Source organism: Jannaschia sp. GRR-S6-38 (assembly GCF_029853695.1).
GTDB classification, from domain to species: Bacteria; Pseudomonadota; Alphaproteobacteria; order Rhodobacterales; family Rhodobacteraceae; genus Jannaschia; species Jannaschia ovalis.
In genome coordinates this window covers 3,008,977-3,028,919 of record NZ_CP122537.1, presented here as the reverse complement: position 1 = coordinate 3,028,919, position 19,943 = coordinate 3,008,977, and the positions used below count along the sequence as shown (strand labels likewise).

The following is a 19,943-nucleotide window of genomic DNA, read 5'->3' as shown; positions in this document are numbered from 1 at the left end:
CCGTCTCCTCAGGCGGGCTTTCTCACGGTCATCTGCACCACGTCGCAGAGCCCGTATTCGAAGGCGCCCGCGGTGCTGGTCAGGTAGAGGTTCCACATCCGGCGGAAGCGGTCGTCGAAGCCCATCGGCGCGATCTCGGACCAGCGCGCGTTGAACCGGTCGAACCAGCGGCGCAGCGTGATCGAGTAGCCTTCGGCGAGGCTCAGGCTGTCGCCCTCCTCCAGCCCGGCGCGCGCGACCTCCTCGGACAGCTTCTTCGGCGCGGGCAGCATGCCGCCCGGGAAGATGTATTTCTGGATGAAGTCGATCGAGGTCGAATAGCTCTCCCAGCGGCGGTCGGGCACGGTGATGATCTGCAACGAGGCGGATCGCCCGGGCCGCAGCCGGTCGCGCAGCGTGGCGAAATAGGTGGGCCAGTATTTCTGGCCCACCGCCTCGAACATCTCGATCGAGGCGATGCCGTCATAGGTACCGGTCTCGTCGCGGTAATCCTGCAGCTTCAGCTCGACGCGGTCGGACAGGCCCGCCTTCTCGATGCGCGCGCGCGCATAGGCCAGCTGCTCGCGGCTCAGGGTCAGGCCCGTCACGCGCAGCCCGCGCGTGCCCGCGGCATATTCCGCGAAGCCCCCCCATCCGCATCCGATCTCCAGCACGTGGTCGCCTTCCTTCACGTCCATACGGTCGACAATCGAGGCATATTTGGCGATTTGGGCGTTTTCGAGGCTTTCCTGGCCGGTCGGATACAGCCCCGCCGAATAGGTCATCGTCTCGTCCAGCCACGCGCCGTAGAAGGCGTTCCCCAGGTCGTAATGCGCGGCGATGTTGCGCCGGGCCTGCTGCCGCGAGTTGCGCCGCAGCCAGAAGCGTAGCTTCTCGACGAACTGCACGAGCTTCGCGCCGGTGAAGCCCTGGATGATCCGGTCGCCTTCCTTGCTGATCCAGTCGAACACGGCCTGCAGGTCGGGCGTGTCCCATTGCCCGTCCATGTAGCTTTCCATGAAGCCCACGTCGCCGTCGCGCAGAAGCCGCCCGAACACCGCCGGATCGCGGATCTCGATCTCGGCCATCGGGCCCGGCGCCGCGCCTTGCTGACGGAACCGCCGCCCGTCGGGCAGGATGACGTCCAGCCGCCCGCTCTGCGCGCCCCCGGCGATGGCGAAGGCCATGCGGAAGAAGCGGGGCAGGTTGCGCTGTCCCTGTGTCGTCGTGAGTGCAGTCATCGAGTCCCCCGGATTTCGCGCGGGACAAGACCATCCCCCGCGCCTCGCAGCAAGATACGGGCCGCAGCCCGGTTCGGTTTCAGTCCTTGAAGTCGCGATAGGCGTCGAGCGCCCGCTCGCGGCCTTCCTTCAGCCCGACGATGGGCGCGGGCCGCGGGTCGTCCGGCGACAGGCCCCAGCTCTCCGGGATCGCGGCATAGAAGTCGTCGGATTGCAGCCAGCGATCGCGGTATTCGTGCCTGGGGTCGAATTTCTCGCCCTGCGTCTCGGGATTGAAGACGCGGAAGAAGGGCGTGGCGTCGGGGCCCGAGCCCGCGCTCCACTGCCAGCCCATCGCGTTCGAGGCCGGATCCCAGTCGACCAGCGTGTCCGCGAACCAGTCGCAGCCGACGCGCCAATGCGTCATCAGGTGCTTCGTGAGCAGCGAGGCGACGAGCATCCGGGCACGGTTATGCATCCGTCCGGTGACGTAGAGCTCGCGCATGGCGGCATCGACCACGTCGATGCCGGTCTGCCCGCGCCGCCAGGCCTCGGCGTCCGGATTGTCGTCGCGCCAGGGGAAGCCGTCCCACTCCTCGCGCCAGTTCTCGGTCGTCAGGCGCGGCGTGTGATAGGCGAGATGGTGGGCGAAATCGCGCCAGACCAGTTCCGACAGGAAGGTCTCCGCGCCCTTCGAGCCGTCCTGCAGGGCGCGCTGGCCCGCGTGCCAGCAGGACCGGGCCGAGATCTCGCCCCAAGTCAGGTTTTCCGACAGCCCCGAGGTGCCGTTGACGGCCAGCTTGTCACGGGCGCTGTCATAGGCGTCGATCCGGTCGGCCACGAAGGCCGACAGGCGCGAGCGGGCCGAGGTTTCGCCCACCACGACATGCTTGGCGACGATCTCGGCCCCGCGCCGCATCGCGCGGCCCAGCTCCCAATCGGCCAGAACGTCGCTCTCGGGCCAGGATGACGGCGTGGCGAGCGCCGACGGGGCGGAGAGCGTGTCGCCCACCTCGCGGCCGCGGACGTTCTTCCAGAACGGCGTGTAGACCTTGTAGAACCCGCCCGATCCGGTCTCGACGGTCCAAGGCTCGAAAAGGACGTGGCCGTGATGCGACCGCGCCTCCAGCCCGTCCTCGCGCAGCGCTTCCTTCACCTCGGTGTCGCGGGCGCGCTCGTCGGGCACGTAGAGGCGGTTCCAGGTCACCGTCTCGGCGCCGGTCTCCTGAACCAGCGCGCGCAGCACCTCCAGCGCGCGGCCCTGCCGCAGGATCAGCCGGCTGCCGATCCCCTCCAGCCGCTCGGCCAGCGCCTCGAGGCCCAGGCCCAGCCGCCAGGTCGGCGCGGCGCCCCAGCCCTCGACCACCTCGTCGCGGATGAAGACGGGGATCACGGGCCGGCCCTGTTCGGCCGCCCATGCCAGGGCCGGGTTGTCGCTCAGCCGGAAATCCCGGCGCATCCAGAGAATGATCGGTGCCATGGTGCGCAACCTAAGCGGGGGCCGGCCCGGGGCAACGGCCCGGAACGCGATCGGGGGCCCGAAGGCCCCCGATCCGTGGCGCGCGCGGCGGTCGCATCACGCCTTGGCGCGCTCGTCCTGCAGCCCGCGGAAGATGCACCAGCACATCACCAGCAGCACCAGCGTGAACAGAAGGCCCGTCGAGATCACCATCGACTGCAGCGCCGCGAGGCCCCCGCCGATCAGCAGCGCGACGGCCACCGCGCCCTCGAAGATGCACCAGAACACCCGCTGGGGCATCGGCGCGTCGACCTTGCCGCCGGCGGTGATGGTGTCGATCACCAGCGAGCCCGAGTCCGACGAGGTCACGAAGAACACGATCACCAGGATGATCCCGATGAAGGAGGTGATCGAGGCCAGCGGCAGCGGATCCAGCATCCGGAAGAGCTGCAGCGGCAGGTCCGCGTCCTGCGCGCCCGTGTAGCCCTCGGTCAGCACCTGGTTGATCGCCGTGCCGCCGAAGATCGACATCCACATCACGCAGACCAGCGAGGGGATCAGCAGCACGCAGATGACGAATTCGCGCACCGTGCGGCCTCGGCTGACGCGGGCGATGAACATGCCCACGAAGGGGGACCAGCTGATCCACCACGCCCAGTAGAAGGCCGTCCAGCCCTGGCTGAAGTTCACGTCCTCGCGGCCGAAGGGATTGGCCAGCGCGGGCATGAACTGGAAATATGCCAGCAGGCTGTCCCAGAAGAAGGACAGCAGGAAGGCGGTCGGCCCGACGACCAGCACGAAAAGCGCCAGCAGACCGGCGAGCCCCATGTTGATCTCGGACAGCACCTTCACGCCGCCGTCGAGGCCCCGCATGACCGAGACCAGCGCCACGGCGGTGATGACGGTGATCAGGACCACTTCGGTCGTGTTGCCGATGGGCACGCCGAACAGCTCGTTGAGGCCAGCATTGGCCTGCGTGGCGCCGAAGCCCAGCGAGGTGGCGAGACCGAACAGCGTCGCGAAGACCGCGATGATGTCGATCACGTGGCCCGGCCAGCCCCAGATGCGCTCGCCCAAGAGCGGGTAGAAGGCCGAGCGAATGGTCAGCGGAAGGCCCTTGTTGAAGGTAAACAGCGCCAGCGCCAGCGCGACGGTGGCGTAGATCGCCCAGGGGTGCAGGCCCCAGTGGTAGATCGTTGCGGCCATGCCGAGCCGGATCGAGCCTTGCTGGTCGTCCAGCGCGCCGGTCAACGGCGCCCAGTCGGTGCGCAGGTCGCCTTCCGCCGTGGTGCCGCCGAAGGCGGTCGAAAAATGGCTCAACGGCTCGGACACGCCGTAGAACATCAGCCCGATGCCCATGCCCGCCGCGAACAGCATCGCGAACCAGCCGAGATAGGTGTAGTCCGGCACCGCGTCCGAGCCGCCCAGGCGAACCGAGCCGAAGGGCGTCACGATCAGCAGGAGCGCGAAGATCACGACCAGGTCGGCCGATCCGATCAGGAACCAGTCGAAATTCTTCGTGGTGAAGCTGAACATGGCCGAGAAGACCGACGCCGCCTGTTCGGGCAGCGCCAGCGTGTAGAAGACGAAGGCCACGATCGCGGCGGCCGAGATCGGGAAGACCGGGTTGTGGATGTCGAACTTGGCGCGCAGGAGCGAGCCTTCGACATTGTCCTGGCCGATCTCGTAATCGGTCTCGATGCCGGCGACGGTGCCCTCCGGCTCGGGTATCCCGTGTTGCTGGGTTGCGTCTGCCATCTCTGTCTCTCCTGTCGGTCGTTCGTATTCGGTCTTCCGTCTCATCCCGTCAGTGATCGCGGACGACGAAGACCGATGCTTTCGAATGCGCGGCGACCTTGCCGCCGTTCGAGGGCCAGAAATACTCGGCCAGCCCCGGCGGGTGGGATGCCATGACCACGACGTCGGCCTGCAGCTCCTCGGCGGCGTGCAAGAGCCCGTCATCGACCTCGGCGGTGGGGTCCGGGACGACGATCATATGGGCATCGGCCTCGATCCCGTGGCTCTTCGCCTGCGCCTCGGCGAAGGCCTTGAGCTTGGCCTCGAATTCCTTGGGCGTATGCGCCAGCTTGCCGGGCGTGTTGGCGGTGACCGAGACGAAGGTGACGGTCCCCCCGGCCATCCGCGCCAGCGCCGCCGCCACGTCGATGGACTTCCCCAGCTTGTCGACATGTCCCAGGTCGACCGGTGTCATGATCCGTTTGAACATCGTTGCCCCCTCGTTCTTTTCTCGTTCGGTCGCATGCGAAAGCCGCGCCGCGGCTGCGGGGCCAGGCCTGCGCCCGGCAAGCCTAACACGGTCATCACCGAGGGCAAAACGAACGGTTCGGGAAGGACGGGGGCCGGATTTCGACCCCGGGCCGCCGGTTTCACGCGGCGGCCCGGGGCGCGGAAGCAGGGTCAGGCGTTGACGTCGACGACGACGCGGCCGCGCACCCGGCCCTTCAGGATGTCCGCGCCCAGCTTGGGCAGATCGGCGAGCGTCGCCTCGGTCACCATGCCTTCGAGCTTGTCCATCGGCAGAAGCTCCGCCAGCCGCTTCCAGGCGCGGACGCGGTTGTCGTAGGGCTGCATCACGCTGTCGATGCCGAGAAGGTTCACGCCGCGCAGCAGGAAGGGGATGACCGTCGCGGGCAGGTTCGCCCCGCCCGCAAGCCCGACCGCCGCGACCGAGGCGCCGTATTCCATCTGCCCCAGCAGCCGGGCCAGCATCGGGCCGCCGACGGCGTCGACGCAGCCGCCCCAGGTCTCGCTTTCCAGCGGACGCTTGACCGTCTCGGCCAGCTCGGCGCGGGGCACGATCTGCGTGGCGCCGAGCCCGCGCAGATACTCCTCCTGCTCGGGCCGGCCGGTCACCGCGGCGACCTCCTTGCCCAGTGCGGCGAGGAGCGCCACGGCCACCGAACCCACGCCGCCCGCGGCCCCGGTGACCAGCGCGGGGCCGGCCTTGATCCCGTGATCCTCCAGCGCCTGCACGGCCAGCATCGCGGTGAAGCCCGCCGTGCCCACCGCCATCGCCTGCCGCGTGGTCAGCCCGTCGGGCAGCGGCACCAGCCAGTCGGCGCGCACCCGGGCCTTCTGACTGTAGCCGCCCCAATGCGCCTCGCCCACGCGCCAGCCGGTCAGCACGACCTTGTCGCCGGGCGCGTAGCGATCGTCCGAGGAGGTCTCGACCGTGCCGGCGAAATCGATGCCCGGCACATGCGGATACTTGCGGACCAGCCCGCCGCCCGGCCCGATGCAGAGCCCGTCCTTGTAGTTCACCGTCGAATATTCGACCGCGACCGTGACCTCGGTCTCGGGCAGGTCGTCCAGCGTCAGATCCTTGACCGCCGCGTGGGTGCCGTCATCGTCCTTCTCGACCACCAGTGCCTTGAACATCATCTCGCAATCCCCCTCATCTCCAGAATTTCTCTCGCAACACCGCCTTGCGCGGGCCGTCCTGCGTGCGCACCTCAACGGTCTCGCCCGCGTTCCAGCGGCGGTCCACCATGCCGATGGCCACGCCGCAGCCGAACTCCAGCGACCAGGCCGCCGAGGTGACGACCCCGATCCGCGTGTCGCCCAGCATGATCGGCCAGAGCCGGTCGCAAGACGGCACCGGGCCGGCCATCTCGACCGCCATCAGGCGCCGGTTCGACACGTGGTCGCGCAAGGCGGGTCCGCCGATGCAATCATACACCTGCACGTATTTGTCCAAACCCACCTCGAAGGGCGTGTCCAGATCGGTCATGTCGTTGCCGTAGCTGAGCATGCCGCCCTCGATGCGCTCGACCAGGTTCGGACAGCCCGCGCGCACGTCGAGGTCGCGCCCCGCCTCGAACAGCGCATCCCAGAGCGGCATGGCGTCGGCCTGCCGCTCGACATAGATCTCGAACCCGCCCTGCTTGGAATAGCCCGTGCGGCTGACGATCATCTCGGTGCCGTTGAAGGCGAAGCGCCCGTAACGGAAGAAGCGCAACTTGCGCACCGCCTCGCCGAAGACCCGCCCCGCCAGCTCGTCGGCCAGCGGGCCCTGCACGGCCAGCGGCTGCACGTCGGCCTCGAAGACCTGCACGCCGTAGCCGCCCGCCTCGGCCATGCCCTCGATCCAGAGGCGCAGCTCGCCATCGGCCACGCTGACCCACCAGGTGTCGGGCCGCGGCTTCAGCGCGACGGGGTCGTTCAGCATGCCCCCGTCGTGATTGCAGATCGGCACGTAGGCGCATTGGTCCAGCTGAAGCTGCGACAGGTCGCGCGGGGTCAGGCGCTGCATCAGGGTGTCGGCATCGGGGCCGGTGATCTCGACCTGACGTTCGCAGGCCACGTCCCAGACCTGCACCGCGCGCTTGAGATGCGCCGCGTCCACATCCGTGCCGGCGAAGGCGGCCGGCAGCATCATCCGGTTGTAGACCGTGTAGGCCGTGCACCCGGCCCGGTCGACGGCATCGGTCCACCAGGTGCGGCGGACACGGTTGGATCGGGCGAGCGCCGTCACGCGTCCTCCGGCATGAAGATGAGGTCGGTGGCCTCGGTCGCAGCGCCCGCCGCGGTCAGCATCGCGTGATTCTGCCCGCGGTGATGCGTCTGGTGATTGAAGAAATGCGTGTAAAGCACGGGCTTGGGCTTCGTGACCTCGCGGCCCAGAACGCCCGACCACCAGGCGACCTCGCCCGTGCAGTCGGTCATCGCCTCGGCCCAGGCCCGGATCGCCGCATCCGTCTCGCGCCGCGCGGACGCCCATTCGCCCACATTCGCGGTCATCCCGGTCCCGCCGTCCGTGTAAATCTCGGGCATGGCACCGTCCGAGAGCCGCGACATCCAGACCCGGTCGCCCCAGAGCACATGGTTCGCCGTCCCGAGGATCGAGCCGAAGAACGCGCCCCGGTCACGCTTGGCCTCGCCCTCGGGCAGGCCCGCCATCGCCTCGGCCATCCAGCCGTTCTGCCAGGCGTTGTAGCCCGCCATCATCCGCACCCAGTCGGGCGTGATCGGCGCTGCGCTCATTTCGGCACCTCGGGCCCGGACCAGTCGATCTGGCAGATCTCGGCGGATCGGCCCTCGAAATCCCAGACCCGGCCGAAGGCGCGGACGCGGCCCTTGGTGGCGGTGGCGACGGTGATATCGGCGCCCATCCAGTATTCGGTATTGGTGGCCACGATGTCCTTCTCGGGGTCCTTGCCCTGCACCGGCACGATCTCGCCCTGGATCTTCTTGCCGACCATCAGGCGGCGGGTCTTGCCCTCGTTCTCGTAGGTGATCTTGGCGCGCTCGGCACCCAGGAACTCCGAGACGAGCAGCTTGAACAGCCCCGTCGTGCCCTTGGCGCGGCCCGAGAAGATCTCGATCAGGCCCAGATATCCGGCCTGGTCGGCGCGGTCGTCGATGAAGGCCGCGGCCTTCCAGTTGCCACGCGCCATCAGGCCCGGGATCTCGAGCAGAAGGCCCACGTTCAGCCCCGACAGGTCGCTGTCGCCGTAATGCCCCTCGTCGATGCGGATCCCCGACCAGGCCTGGCAATAGCCCTCGGTCGGCGCGTGCTTGCCCAGTGAGACCACGCAGGGGCAGAAGACCGTGCAGTTGCAGTTCAGGATCAGCTCGCCCTTGATGGCCCAGGGCGTGCGCCCCCCGCCGGCGGCGGGCGACATGCGGCTGGACACCACGGGGGCGGGGATCTTCACGTTCATAGGATTCCTCCGGTCAGGTAACCCGCCCCGGCCAGACAGCCGAGCGCGATGGCGCGGGGCACGAGGACCCCGCGGGACAATTTTTCGGCCGTCATCAGCAGCGTGGCCAGCGCCATGAAGCCCAGCGACATCGCGCCGCCGATCAGCCCCAGCGCCATCAGCGCCCAGCAGCAGCCCAGGCAGGTCGCGCCCAGGCGCAGGCCCATGCGCCAAGGCCCCTCGGCCCAATGCGACATGAAGAAGGTCAGCGGCCGGCGGCACTTGCTGAGGCAGGCTTCCTTGAGCGTCGAGACTTGGTAGCCCGCCGCCAGCACCAGGAGCGCCGGCGCCAACGCCGGATGCGCCAGACCGCCCGCCCGCGCGAGCGCCAGCTGCAGCGCGGCCGCGGCCAGCGCGAAGCCGACCCAAACCGCGGCGTAGCCCGCGACAAGCGCGACGCCGCCCCCGGTGCCGTGGGCATCGGCGACCTCGTCATGGGTGGCGAAGGCCGGAAGCGCGGTGGGCAGCATCATCGCCGCCGACATCAGCAGCCACATCGCCGCGAGGCCCGGCAGCCCCGCCGCCTCGGGCGCGGTCAGGCAGAGGTCGCGCAGGGCGTGGCCCCAATCCACCGGGGTCGAGATCGCCCAGACGCCCGTCCAGGCCGCGATCAGCCCGGCATAGAGCGCCAGCCAATGCGGCGCGGTCATGCGTGACAGATGCCTCACCGCACCTCCCCAGGCTCCCGGTCGATCCGGAAAACAGCACTGTCAGGATTTCGCGCGCGGGGCAATCCGTCCGGACGCCATGCCGCGGCCCCGGATCGCGGGCCCTCGGACGACGAGTTCCGGCCGCGCGCGACCCCGCTTGCCGCCCGACGCGACTGCTCCTAGCTTCCGCGCCAAGAAACGATCCAACACGGGAGTTCACCATGACCATCAAGACCGCCCTCTGGGCCGGCACCGCAGCGCTGTTCGCGCTGCCTGCCGCCGCGCAGGACCTGACCGTCTTCGACTACGCGGGATTCGAGGATCCCGCCTTCCATTCCACCTATGTCGCGGCGCGCGGCGGCTCGCCGGAATTCGCCTTCTTCGGCGACGAGGAGGAGGCCTTCCAGAAGCTCTCCTCCGGCTTCCGGTCGGACGTGACCCATATCTGCGCGGGCAGCGTGCCGAAATTCGTCGAATCCGGCCTGCTGGAGCCCTGGGACACCGCGCGCATCGCGAATTGGGAAAACCTCAACACCGACCTGACCGGCCAGCAGGTCGCGGGCGAAGGCGAGGTCTATTTCCTGCCCATCGATTACGGCTCCACCGCCATCGCCTACAATTCCGAGGAGGTGCCCGCCGAGGACGTGGCCTCGCTCGACGTGTTCCTGGACCCGAAATACCAGGGCCGCATGGCGATCCCGGACAACGTGGACGACGCCTACGCGCTGGCCTATCTCGCGACCGGCACGACCAACTGGCAGGACGCCACCGAGGCGCAGTTCCAGGCCGCCTCGGACTGGCTGCGGCAGGTGCATCCGAACCTGCGGACCTATTGGGTCGATCCGGGCGAGCTGTCGCAGCTTCTGGCCTCGGGCGAGGTGCTGGTGAGCTGGGCGTGGAACGAGACGCTGCCGACCATGGTCGAGGAGGGCTTCCCCATCGGCTTCCAGCGCGAGGCGGCGGAAGGCTCGTCGCTGTGGCTCTGCGGCTACGTGAACATGGCCGAGGGTCCGGGCTCCGAGGATGCCGCCTATGACTACGTGAACGCCATGCTCGACGCGAGCGCGACGCAGCCGCTACTCGACTCGGGCTACGGCCAGGCGAACGCGGTGGCGATGGCCGACCAGGGCGAGGAGGCGCTGACCGCCTCGGGGCTCGGCCAGATCGACGCGCCGGTCCTCGCGCAATTGCCGATGGATGGCGAGCTGCGCCAGAAGCAGGCCGAAGAGTTCGAGCGCATCAAGGCCGGCTTCTGACCCGCGCCCGCCGGGGCGCAACTGATGAAACGCAAAGCCCCCGCCGGCGCGAACCGGCGGGGGCCTTACTTTGCGCGTCGCGCCGCGTCAGCGAAGCAGGCGCGCCGGCGTCAGCCCCGCGACCGGGCCCGAGGGATCCTCGGTCAGCTCGTAGGGCTGGGGGATCGGAAAGTGGGTCTGCAGCGGGTCGGGGCAGACGGTCATATTGTTCGATCCGCGGATCTTGATGTCGTTTCCGGCCTCCAGATAGAGCCCGCCATCGACCTGCAGATCGCCTGTCGTGTCCATCACCGGCGAGGCGGTGACCACGCCGTTGAGATTGGCGCTGCCGCGCCATTTCACCGAGACTGGCGAGAGGATGTAGCTGTCGAAGGCGCCCGTGCTGCAGAAGCCCGGCGCACCGATGGTCGAGCTGCCCATCACGTCCACGGCCTGTTCGGCCAGCGCGTAGATCGTCCGGATGTCGGAATTGCTGCCGCCCATCTGCATCGTGCCGCGGACGATGAAGGCGACGTTGCTCAGGTCGATGCCGTTCTTCACCTTCATGCCGTGATTGACGAGGTAGATGGTGTTCGGCGCGATCTCGCTTTGCTTCTTCACCTGCCACCACCAATCGTCGACCTTGCGGATCGTCATCGGCCCGCCCGTCGACGAGATGCTCGCCGGGATCAGCGGGCCCTGGTAGGTCGCGCCGTCCGGCATCGCCCAGAGGGTCGACCAGGTGTCCACGAAGGTCTGCGCGATGACCGGCAGGATCTCGGTGTCCATATGCGCCTCGACCTTGATCTCCTCCAGCGGGTCGGAGCCGCCGCGCAGCGTCGTGATCGAAATGCTGTCGAGGCTCGGGGCCGAGACCTTCGCCCCGCTCGCGATCAGGTTGTTGTTGCTGGCCGAGGCGCCGGTGGTGCCGTGCAGGCAGACCGGGCCCACCAGCTCGGCGTTTCCGACCAGCTCGGAAAAGCCTTCCGAGATCACCGTGATGTTGCCGCAGGTGTGCAGGGGCGAGGGCACGGCCGTGGGCGGCGCGATCGCCTCGGCGATGGAGAAGGTGTTCAGATCCATGTCGTCCTGGCCGACCATGCCCAGCAGCGCCATGCGGATCGGGTTGCCCCGCGCCACGCTTCGCTGACCGTCCACCTTCACGGCAGTCGGGCTGACCTCGTCGATGACGAAGAAGCCGCTGTCGGAGTCGAAATGGCCGAAGGACACGTCGGTCGCGTTGATGACCGAGCCGTGCATGCCGGAGTCGAGGTTCATCCCGCCGATCTGCACCGCGGCCGCACGTGCCGCAGGCACGTCGTCGAGGCGCTGCGCCGCCGCCAGCGCGGCGGCATCGGTGGCCGAACGGACCTGGTTCTTGACGCGCCAGCTATTGGCCCCGTCCACTGCGATCCCGCCGATTACCAACATGCCCAGCAGCCAGTAGAGGCCGTGGATTGTCGCGGCGCCGTCGTCGCGGCTCAGGAAACGGGTGAGGATGGAATGGGGCATGGTTTCAAACCTCGCTGGCCATGACGACGCGGCCTTCCATGGTGCGCCCCGTCAGGAAGGCGCGCCCGAAGATCAGAACGTCGGAGAATTCGACCGAGACCGTCGCAGTGACGTAGGTCCCGTCATTGACGACATCGAGCGTGTAGTCGCCGGGGCTCGTGAAGCGGCCCAGAAGCGCGGGCGTCTCGGCCTCGGTCAGCGACCCGGTCGCCACCGCGCGCGCCACGTCGCGGGACACGTCGTAGAGCTGCGCGTGCTTGTAGAGAAGGACGGAGGTGTCCGCCGACACCATGAGCATCAGCGTCATGGCGATCATCCAGATGGAGTATTCGACGGACATCGCGCCCGTCTCGTCCCGTGCCCATCTGCTGAAGAATTGTTTCATCTGCCCACTCTTGCGACTCATCGACGAAGCTAAATTCGCCCGGCAATGCGTCGCAGTCCGGAGCGCAAAGGCGACATCATTTGGGCAATCGCGGCTTTGCGGCGTCGCCGGCCCCGCCGATCGGTCTAACTGGACGCGAAATCGAAACAGTCCGGAGACACCGCCATGGACCTCGTCACGATCCTCAACATCCTCATCGCCGCGCTCTCGATCGGCTTCGGCGCGGCGGGCTGGCTGGCGCCCGGCTACACGATGAAGACGCTCGACCTGGCGGATGGCGGCTCGACCATGGGGACGTCCGAGACGCGCGCCGCCTCGGGTGCGCTCTTCGTGTCGGCGGGGATCGGCGCGATGCTGCTGGGAAGCCCCGCGGGCTACGCCATGCTGGGCTTCATCTGGGCGGGCGGCGGTGTGGGCCGGCTCACGTCGCTGATCGTGGACGGGCAGACGCCGCTGAAGTGGAAATTCTTCGCCGCCGAGGCGGTGATCGGCGGGCTGGGCATCGCGATCAACATCTGAGCGGGCGCGCCCGGCCTAAGGCCCGGCGAAGAGCCCGTCCGCGATGGCCATCCCCAACCGCAGGATGGCGGCGGCGAGCCCTTCCTCGGAGGGCCCGCCCGCGTCGATCGGCGACGGATCGTAGCCCAGGTCCGCCTGGTTGAAGGCGAAGCCGAGCGCGCCCAGCCCCATGACCGGCTCGCCGGGCCTGAAATCGGACCAGTCCTCGCCCTCGGCCGAACTGTATTGGCCCAGCACATGGTTGATGGCCGCGAAGGCGTCCTGCGGGGTCTGCACGGCAGGGCCGAAGCGGATCCCGAAGAGCACGGTCCCCCTGCGGTCGAACAGGTAGAGCTGCGCGTCGCGCTCGACCTCGCCGTTGATCGTCCGCTCCATCGCGAAATAGACGGCTGGCTTGAAGAAATCGACGGTGAAGGGCAGCAGCATCTTGTCGAGCGACATCTCGAGATCCGCGTGCCGCGCGGACATCGAGATCGCGTGACGGACCTGCTGGATCTCGCTCATCGTCTTCAGTTCGGCCGCCCAGACCGGATCCCAGGTCAAGTCCCCGATCCAGCCCGTCCGTTGCGGCTGCAGGATGGCCATCAGCTCGATCTGATCGCTCAGACCGGTCAGGAAGACCTCGATCCCGTCGCAGCTGTTCCACCGCCGTTCGATCGCCACATGCTGGCAGGCCGGCCCGTATTCGAGGCGCTGCAGCGCGCGGCTGTCCGCCCGCGCGAGGATCGTCCCCTGCGACAGCGTGATGGTCCCGTCGGGCTGTTCGGGATCGAGCGGAAGGGCGTCGCCCCCGGCGTGAGCGGTCGTGGCGCAGAGGCAGAGAACAAGGGCGGCGAGACGGTTCATGCGAAGGCTCCGGATCGTTTCGATCCGAAACCTGCCGACCGGATGCGGCGAAAACATGGAGACGCCCCAGCCTCCGTCGCATCTTGATCCCGAGGGCCGCAGCGCCTACCTTTCATCCTGTTCGGGCAACCGGACTATGGCGATAAACGCGCCCGTAATAAGCGGATCGGACCCGGGGGCGGTACCCGGCGGCTCCACCAGACACCCTCGTTGGGGGACCATGGGGCCGAAACAGGATCGACGGACGTCTAAAGGGGATAGCTTTCGCTCGGTGAGATACCACCGTTATCGGTTCACAATGTACAGTTGCCAACGACAACCGTGCTCCGGTGGCGATGGCCGCGTAAGCGGTCGGAACTACCGAAACTTTAAGCCCTTGCGCCTAGCAGCGTAAGGCGGGGTTCGCAGGCACCTGGCAACAGAAGCCTGCATTTCCCCTCCCTCCCGGCGACGCGGTGCCCTGCGCCAATTGCGGACTTGTTCCCTGCCCCGGCCTCTGGTCTATCATCGAGATAGCTTAGGCCCGGAGGACGCGGATGTCCGACACGCCCGACACGATCGACTACGGCACGATGATGCACGACGCGATGCGCGGGCTGATCGCGCGGGTCCTGCGGCGCGTCGCGCGCGATGGGCTTCCGGGCGAGCATCATTTCTTCATCTCCTTCGACACCAACCATCCGGGCGTGCAGGTGGCCGACTGGCTGCGCGAGCGTTACCCCGAGGACATGACCATCGTGCTGCAGCACTGGTACGAGGGGCTGGAGGTGCGCGAGGACGATTTCTCCGTCACGCTGAATTTCGGCGACCATCCCGAGCCGCTGATCATTCCCTTCGACGCGCTTCGCACCTTCGTCGACCCCTCGGTCGAGTTCGGGCTGCGCTTCGAGCGGCGCGACGATGACGACCTGTCCGAGATCGATGCGGATGCGCTGGACGGCGAGGCGGAGGCCCCCTTCGCCGAGATCGATCCCGATGGCGACGATGACGCCAAGGACGGCAAGGGCGAACGCCGAGAGGCCGAAATCGTCAGCTTGGACCGGTTCCGGAAATAGGTTTCAGGCGGTGGCGGCGCGCCGGCGCTGGCGCCAGCCCAGCCCGCCGAGGCCGCCCAACGCAGCCAGCAGCATCCAGACGCCCGCCGGAAGCGGCACCGCGATCAGCGGATTGCCCGGCCGCGTGACCAGCCCGCCGATCACCGCGTTCTGTCCGGCCTTGTCGAAGATCAGGTCGCCCGCCCCCGCCCACAGGACCCAGAGGCCCTGCCGGTAGGTCCGCTTGCCGCTGGTCAGCGTGAAGGGCACGCCGCCGGGATCGACCCGGTCGAATTCGTTGAGAAGGGGCGAGAGCTCGGCGATGTGCCGGCCCGCATAGATGCCCAGGACCGTCTGGTCGGTGAAGCTGTCGAACAGGGCGGTGTCGATCTGGTCCCCGAAGGCGGAGTCGCGCAGCGTGATCAGACCCAGCCGGTTGCCGCCCACGTTGTAGACGAGCGGGTCCTGGCCGCGCTCCGGAACGTCGATTTGCCCGTCCCACGGGTTCAGAAGCGCCGCCTGCGCGGGCAGCGCGACGGCGGCCAGCACGACGCAGGCGACGAACAGGCGCAAGACGCGCGCGAGATATGGGCGGGAATCGGTCATGTGCACGGGCGTCTGGATGACACCCAAAGATGGCATCATGTTGACGGCGCGGGGCCCGGATGGACGCAGCCGCGCACCTTCGCTACACCGCTGCCGACCCCTGCCCGAGCCTTTGGAGCGCCGCATGACCGAGACCCGTACCGAGACCGACAGCTTCGGCCCGCTCGAGGTCCCCGCCGACAAGTACTGGGGCGCTCAGACCCAGCGCTCGATCCTGAATTTCCCCATCGGCTGGGAACGCCAGCCGGTGCCGATCATCCGCGCGCTCGGCGTGGTCAAGAAGGCCGCTGCCGCCGTCAACGAGGGCTTCGGCGACCTGGACAGCCCGCGCGCCAAGGCCATCGCGCAGGCGGCCTCCGAGGTGATCGAGGGCAAGTTCGACGACAATTTTCCGCTGGTCGTCTGGCAGACGGGCTCGGGCACGCAATCGAACATGAACGCCAACGAGGTCATCGCCAATCGCGCGATCGAGATCATGGGCGGCACGCTGGGATCGAAGGACCCGGTCCATCCCAACGATCACTGCAATATGGGCCAGTCCTCGAACGACACCTTCCCGACCGCGATGCACGTGGCCATCGGCATGGTGGCCCGCGACACGCTCCTGCCCGGGCTGCGCAAGCTGCACCAGGCGCTGGCGGCCAAGTCCGACGAATTCAAGGACATCATCAAGATCGGCCGCACGCATACGCAGGACGCGACGCCGCTGACGCTGGGCCAGGAATTCGGCGGCTATGCCCACCAGGTCGCCAAGGGGATCGAGCGGGTCGAGGCCTGCCTACCCGACATCTACGAGCTTGCGCAGGGCGGCACGGCGGTGGGCACCGGGCTCAACACCCGCAAGGGCTTCGCTGAGAAGGTCGCCGCCGAGATCGCGACCATCACCGACCTGCCCTTCGTTACCGCGCCCAACAAGTTCGAGGCGCTGGCCGCGCATGACGCGATGGTCATGTTCTCGGGCGCGCTGAAGACCGTGGCGGCGAGCCTCTTCAAGATCGCCAACGACATGCGGCTCCTAGGCTCGGGGCCGCGCTCGGGCCTGGGCGAATTGATCCTGCCGGAGAACGAGCCCGGCTCGTCGATCATGCCGGGCAAGGTGAACCCGACCCAGGCCGAGGCGCTGACCATGGTCTGCGCCCATGTCATGGGCAACGACGCCGCCGTGGGCTTCGCCGGCAGCCAGGGCCATTTCGAGCTGAACGTCTACAACCCGATGATGAGCTACAACGTCCTGCAGAGCATGCAGCTTCTGGGCGACGCGGCCGGCAGCTTCACCGACAACATGGTGCGCGGCACGCAAGCCAACGTGGAACGCATCGATAAGCTGATGAAGGAGAGCCTGATGCTGGTCACCGCGCTCGCCCCCACCATCGGCTATGACAACGCCACCAAGGTCGCCAAGACCGCGCATAAGAACGGCACGACCCTGCGCGAAGAGGCGATCAATCTGGGGCTGGTGGATGCCGAGACCTTCGACCGCGTCGTCCGCCCCGAGGACATGATTGGCCCGGAAATGACCGGGAAGGTCGTCAACCTGAAGGCCGCCCGGAAGGCCCGCGCCCGCGACGAGGCCCGCGCCGCGGCCGACGCCAATGCCGCGCGGCACGGGCGCAGCAAGGCCGAGCGCCTTCGCGCGGCGGCGGAGGAGGACAAGGCGGCGCGCGACCACGAAGGCCACAAGCGCGAATGACCGATGCCCGGCCCCGCAAACGCTCGCTGACGCTGCACGGCCATCGCACCTCCGTCTCGATGGAGGAGGCCTTCTGGACCGCCTTCGTCGAGATGGCCCGCGCCGAGGGCCTGTCGATCAACGCGCTGGCCGCCCGCATCGACCGCGAGCGCGGCGTCTCGGCCGGGCTGGCCTCGGCGATCCGGGTGGCGGTGCTGCGCCACGCGCAATCGCTGTCGAGGGACTGACCCGGGCCCGGCGGCCGGGGGTCGCCGTATCCCCTAGCGCGCCGCCGGGTCCGGTCCGCCATCCATCGCCCAGGGGTCGCGCATCGCCACCTCCCCGCGCAGACGCGGCAGGCTCTCGGGATGCGCCTCCTGAAGCCAGGCGAGCACCTTCTCGCGCACCTCGCAGCGCAGGTTCCAGTTGGTGGGCGAATCCTTCGACGACATCAGCGCGCGCAGGTGCATCGTGTCCTTGTCGGTGTCCACAACCTGCAAGACCTTCACTTGGCCGTCCCAATGCGGGCTGTCGGCGATGGTGCGCTCGACGACCTGCCGCATCTCCTCGACCGGCATCGTGTAATCGACATACCAGAAGACCGAGCCCATGATCGACGCGCTCTCCCGCGTCCAGTTCTGGAAGGGCTTCTCGATGAAATAGCTCAGCGGCACGACCAGCCGGCGCCAGTCCCAGATGCGGACGACAACATAGGTGGCATAGATCTCCTCGATCCAGCCCCACTCGCCCTCGACGATCACCACGTCCTCCAGCCGGATCGGCTGGGTCAGCGCGATCTGGATCCCCGCGATCAGGTTGGCCAGCACCGGCCGGGCCGCGAAGCCCAGCACCAGCCCCGCCGCCCCCGCCGAGGCGAAGAGCGACACGCCGTATTCGCGCACCCCCTCGAAGGTGATCAGCACCGCCCCCGCCGTCAGGATCACCGTGACGATGGTCACCGCGCGCTTCAGGATCCGAAGCTGCGTCAGGTACTTGCGGGCCATCAGGTTGTCGGCCTCGTCCAGCCGGTGGGTCCGCATCGCGCGCGCCGCCAGGATGTCCGAGGCGATCAGGACGAACCAGCCGACCAGCACGATGATCGCGATCAGGGCGCCGTGTTCGAGGAAACCCACCACCTGCGGCGGAAGCCGCGTCGCCTGCACCGAAAGCCCGATCGCGACGAGGATCGAGACCAGCCGCAGGGGCCGCCGGGCGCGCGTCAGGAACCGGGCCCAGAGGCTCTCGACGCCCCGAAGCCGGCGCAGGATGATCCGGAAGGCGAGCCCGTGGATCAGCAGCGCCAGCGCGATGGCGAGCGCGACGATCGTCAGCGGTTCGACGAAGGCGGGCAGGCCGCCGAGCACGTCGTCGATCCGGTCCAGGGCGGTGTAGACGGGTTCCATGGTGCTGCAACGCAGCGAAGGCCGGGATCGTTGCGCCTCAGCGCGCGGCGTCCAGCGTCTCGATCACGGCCTCGGGCGGCACGTCCGAGGTCACGAAGGCCGCGCCGATGTCGCGGGCCAGCACGAAGCGCAGTTTGCCAGCCACCACCTTCTTGTCCTGCCCCATCAGCTCCAGCAGCGCGGCCGCGTCCGGCAGGTCGCCGGGAATGTCCGACAGCCGCCGCGTCATGCCCATGGCTTGCAGATGCGCGCGCAGCCGGCTCGGCGCCTCCTGCGGGCACAGGCCCAGCCGCGCCGACAGATCGAAGGCCAGCGCGCAGCCCAGCGCCACCCCCTCGCCATGCAGCAGGCGGTCGGAATAGCCCGTCGCCGCCTCCAGCGCATGACAGAAGGTGTGGCCGAGGTTCAGAAGCGCGCGGTCGCCCTGCTCGGTCTCGTCGCGCGCGACGATCGCCGCTTTCATCTCGACCGAGCGGCGCACGGCGCGGGCGCGCAGCTCCGGGTCGGCGGCCAGGTCCGGGCCGTGCGCCTCCAGCCAGGCGAAGAACTCGGCATCGCCCAGCAGCCCGTATTTCACCACCTCGCCATAGCCCGCGCGGAAGTCGCGCGGGGCCATCGTCTCCAGCACGTCGACATCGGCCAGCACCAGGCTCGGCTGGTGAAACGCGCCCACGAGGTTCTTGCCGTGCCGCGTGTTGATCCCGGTCTTGCCGCCCACCGAGCTGTCGACCTGCGCCAGAAGCGAGGTCGGCACCTGCACGAAGCGCACGCCGCGCCGAAGTATCGCCGCGGCGAAGCCCGCCAGGTCGCCGATCACGCCACCGCCCAGCGCCACCACGACGTCGCCGCGCTCGCAGCGCTGGTCCAGCAGCCATTCGACCGCGCGCTGCAGGTTGGCCCAGTCCTTGGTGCCCTCGCCCGGCTCCAGTTCAAGCGCGGGCGCCGCGATCTCGCCCAGCCCCGCGCGCAAGTCGTCGAGATGCAGCCCGGCCACCCGGCTCTCGGTCAGTACGAAGACGCGCGGCCGCGACAGCAGCGGCGCGATCATCGCGCCCGCCCGCGGCAGCAGCCCGCGGCCGACATGCACGTCATAGGCGCGCGCGCCCAGCTCGACCCGGACCGGCGCGCTCATGTCACGACGCCCGCGCGGCGCAGCGCGCGCAGGACCCGGTCCACCATCTGCGCGATGGAGAAGGCCGGATCCGCCTCGACCACCAGCTCGGCTTGGGCATAGGACGGCTCGCGCTCGGCCAGCAGGCGGATCAGGGTGGCCTTCGGGTCGTCGGTGAGCAGAAGCGGCCGCGTCGTCTTGTGGCGCACCCGGTTCCACAGAAGCTCCGCATCGGCCTTCAGCCAGACCGACAGGCCCGCCGCGGCGATGGCGGCGCGGTTCTCGGGGCGCAGGAAGGCCCCGCCGCCGGTGGACAGCACGCCTGGCCCCTCGGCCAGCAGGCGTTTCAGCACCTCGGTCTCGCGGCGGCGGAAGAAGGCCTCGCCGTCGCGCGCGAAGATCTCGGGGATGGACATGCGGGCGGCGGTCTCCATCGCGGCATCGGTGTCGCGGAAGGGCACGCCCAGCCGTTCGGCCAGCGCCGTGCCCACGGCGGTCTTGCCGCACCCCATCATGCCCACCAGCACGACCGGCCGCGTCAAGCCGGCCTCGGCCGCGCTTGGCATGTTCTCGCCCATCATGCCGATCGCCC

At 68.6% G+C, this 19,943-nt stretch carries 21 protein-coding genes and 1 other RNA gene; 6 read left to right on the top strand and 16 right to left on the bottom strand.

The genetic code is table 11. From position 1 onward, the window contains the following. Positions 1-8: 8 nt before the first annotated feature. From P8627_RS15640 to P8627_RS15600, 9 genes are all read right to left on the bottom strand, one after another. Positions 9-1,220, bottom strand: coding sequence for a cyclopropane-fatty-acyl-phospholipid synthase family protein (locus P8627_RS15640; protein ID WP_279965183.1), 1,212 nt, complete (start codon positions 1,218-1,220; stop codon positions 9-11). Positions 1,221-1,299: 79 nt separating this feature from the next. Then, entirely contained in the window at positions 1,300-2,679 is a 1,380-nt protein-coding gene (locus P8627_RS15635) for a cryptochrome/photolyase family protein (RefSeq protein WP_279965182.1), read from the bottom strand. Between the two features lie 96 nt (positions 2,680-2,775). Continuing rightward, complete coding sequence (locus P8627_RS15630; protein WP_279965181.1) at positions 2,776-4,416, bottom strand: BCCT family transporter; 1,641 nt, start codon at positions 4,414-4,416, stop codon at positions 2,776-2,778. A 49-nt stretch (positions 4,417-4,465) separates the two neighbouring features. Further along, the gene (locus P8627_RS15625; protein WP_279965180.1) at positions 4,466-4,885 is read right to left on the bottom strand and encodes a universal stress protein; all 420 of its coding nucleotides are present in this window, start codon (positions 4,883-4,885) and stop codon (positions 4,466-4,468) included. Positions 4,886-5,076: 191 nt separating this feature from the next. Further along, positions 5,077-6,057, bottom strand: coding sequence for an acryloyl-CoA reductase (gene acuI, locus P8627_RS15620; protein ID WP_279967497.1), 981 nt, complete (start codon positions 6,055-6,057; stop codon positions 5,077-5,079). A gap of 16 nt (positions 6,058-6,073) precedes the next feature. Continuing rightward, on the bottom strand, positions 6,074-7,153 hold the full coding sequence (locus tag P8627_RS15615; protein WP_279965179.1) for a dimethylsulfoniopropionate demethylase: 1,080 nt from the start codon (positions 7,151-7,153) through the stop codon (positions 6,074-6,076). Continuing rightward, the gene (locus P8627_RS15610; RefSeq protein ID WP_279965178.1) at positions 7,150-7,662 is read right to left on the bottom strand and encodes a DinB family protein; all 513 of its coding nucleotides are present in this window, start codon (positions 7,660-7,662) and stop codon (positions 7,150-7,152) included. Before P8627_RS15610 ends, P8627_RS15615 begins: the two co-directional genes overlap by 4 nt. Further along, the gene (locus P8627_RS15605) at positions 7,659-8,303 is read right to left on the bottom strand and encodes a DUF1326 domain-containing protein (RefSeq protein WP_279967495.1); all 645 of its coding nucleotides are present in this window, start codon (positions 8,301-8,303) and stop codon (positions 7,659-7,661) included. The genes P8627_RS15610 and P8627_RS15605 overlap by 4 nt, the downstream gene beginning before the upstream one ends. 35 nt (positions 8,304-8,338) lie before the next feature. Then, complete coding sequence (locus tag P8627_RS15600; RefSeq protein ID WP_279965177.1) at positions 8,339-9,049, bottom strand: DUF2182 domain-containing protein; 711 nt, start codon at positions 9,047-9,049, stop codon at positions 8,339-8,341. Between the two features lie 203 nt (positions 9,050-9,252). Between P8627_RS15600 and P8627_RS15595 the strand changes: the two genes are divergently transcribed. Further along, on the top strand, positions 9,253-10,287 hold the full coding sequence (locus tag P8627_RS15595; RefSeq protein WP_279965176.1) for an ABC transporter substrate-binding protein: 1,035 nt from the start codon (positions 9,253-9,255) through the stop codon (positions 10,285-10,287). Between the two features lie 87 nt (positions 10,288-10,374). Here P8627_RS15595 and P8627_RS15590 read toward each other — a convergent pair whose 3' ends face one another. Together P8627_RS15590 and P8627_RS15585 are read right to left on the bottom strand one after the other, a co-directional pair. Beyond that, a complete protein-coding gene (locus P8627_RS15590) occupies positions 10,375-11,778 on the bottom strand; it encodes a pilus assembly protein TadG-related protein (protein WP_279965175.1) in 1,404 nt (467 codons plus the stop codon). Between the two features lie 4 nt (positions 11,779-11,782). Further along, a complete protein-coding gene (locus tag P8627_RS15585) occupies positions 11,783-12,163 on the bottom strand; it encodes a TadE/TadG family type IV pilus assembly protein (RefSeq protein ID WP_279965174.1) in 381 nt (126 codons plus the stop codon). Between the two features lie 165 nt (positions 12,164-12,328). On the opposite strand from P8627_RS15585, the gene P8627_RS15580 reads away from it, so the two are divergent. Further along, positions 12,329-12,682, top strand: a complete 354-nt coding sequence (locus P8627_RS15580; protein WP_279965173.1) for a DUF4345 family protein — start codon at positions 12,329-12,331, stop codon at positions 12,680-12,682. A gap of 15 nt (positions 12,683-12,697) precedes the next feature. Here P8627_RS15580 and P8627_RS15575 read toward each other — a convergent pair whose 3' ends face one another. Beyond that, complete coding sequence (locus P8627_RS15575; RefSeq protein ID WP_279965172.1) at positions 12,698-13,528, bottom strand: hypothetical protein; 831 nt, start codon at positions 13,526-13,528, stop codon at positions 12,698-12,700. A gap of 79 nt (positions 13,529-13,607) precedes the next feature. Here P8627_RS15575 and ssrA point away from each other — a divergent pair. Next, positions 13,608-13,961: a transfer-messenger RNA gene (gene ssrA / locus P8627_RS15570) on the top strand. 103 nt (positions 13,962-14,064) lie between these two features. Continuing rightward, on the top strand, positions 14,065-14,583 hold the full coding sequence (locus P8627_RS15565) for an SspB family protein (protein WP_279965171.1): 519 nt from the start codon (positions 14,065-14,067) through the stop codon (positions 14,581-14,583). A gap of 3 nt (positions 14,584-14,586) precedes the next feature. Here P8627_RS15565 and P8627_RS15560 read toward each other — a convergent pair whose 3' ends face one another. Next, the gene (locus tag P8627_RS15560; RefSeq protein ID WP_279965170.1) at positions 14,587-15,168 is read right to left on the bottom strand and encodes a VPLPA-CTERM sorting domain-containing protein; all 582 of its coding nucleotides are present in this window, start codon (positions 15,166-15,168) and stop codon (positions 14,587-14,589) included. A 124-nt stretch (positions 15,169-15,292) separates the two neighbouring features. On the opposite strand from P8627_RS15560, the gene fumC reads away from it, so the two are divergent. After that, positions 15,293-16,858, top strand: coding sequence for a class II fumarate hydratase (gene fumC, locus P8627_RS15555; protein WP_279965169.1), 1,566 nt, complete (start codon positions 15,293-15,295; stop codon positions 16,856-16,858). Then, the gene (locus P8627_RS15550; RefSeq protein ID WP_279965168.1) at positions 16,855-17,085 is read left to right on the top strand and encodes a ribbon-helix-helix domain-containing protein; all 231 of its coding nucleotides are present in this window, start codon (positions 16,855-16,857) and stop codon (positions 17,083-17,085) included. Before fumC ends, P8627_RS15550 begins: the two co-directional genes overlap by 4 nt. Before the next feature lie 33 nt (positions 17,086-17,118). Here P8627_RS15550 and P8627_RS15545 read toward each other — a convergent pair whose 3' ends face one another. Genes P8627_RS15545 through P8627_RS15535 form a run of 3 tightly spaced genes read right to left on the bottom strand, consistent with a single transcriptional unit; the run spans position 17,119 to position 19,932 of the window. Next, entirely contained in the window at positions 17,119-18,240 is a 1,122-nt protein-coding gene (locus tag P8627_RS15545; RefSeq protein ID WP_279965167.1) for a mechanosensitive ion channel family protein, read from the bottom strand. 37 nt (positions 18,241-18,277) lie between these two features. Next, on the bottom strand, positions 18,278-19,372 hold the full coding sequence (gene aroB / locus P8627_RS15540) for a 3-dehydroquinate synthase (RefSeq protein WP_279965166.1): 1,095 nt from the start codon (positions 19,370-19,372) through the stop codon (positions 18,278-18,280). Further along, entirely contained in the window at positions 19,369-19,932 is a 564-nt protein-coding gene (locus P8627_RS15535) for a shikimate kinase (protein WP_279965165.1), read from the bottom strand. Before P8627_RS15535 ends, aroB begins: the two co-directional genes overlap by 4 nt. Between the last annotated feature and the right edge of the window lie 11 nt (positions 19,933-19,943).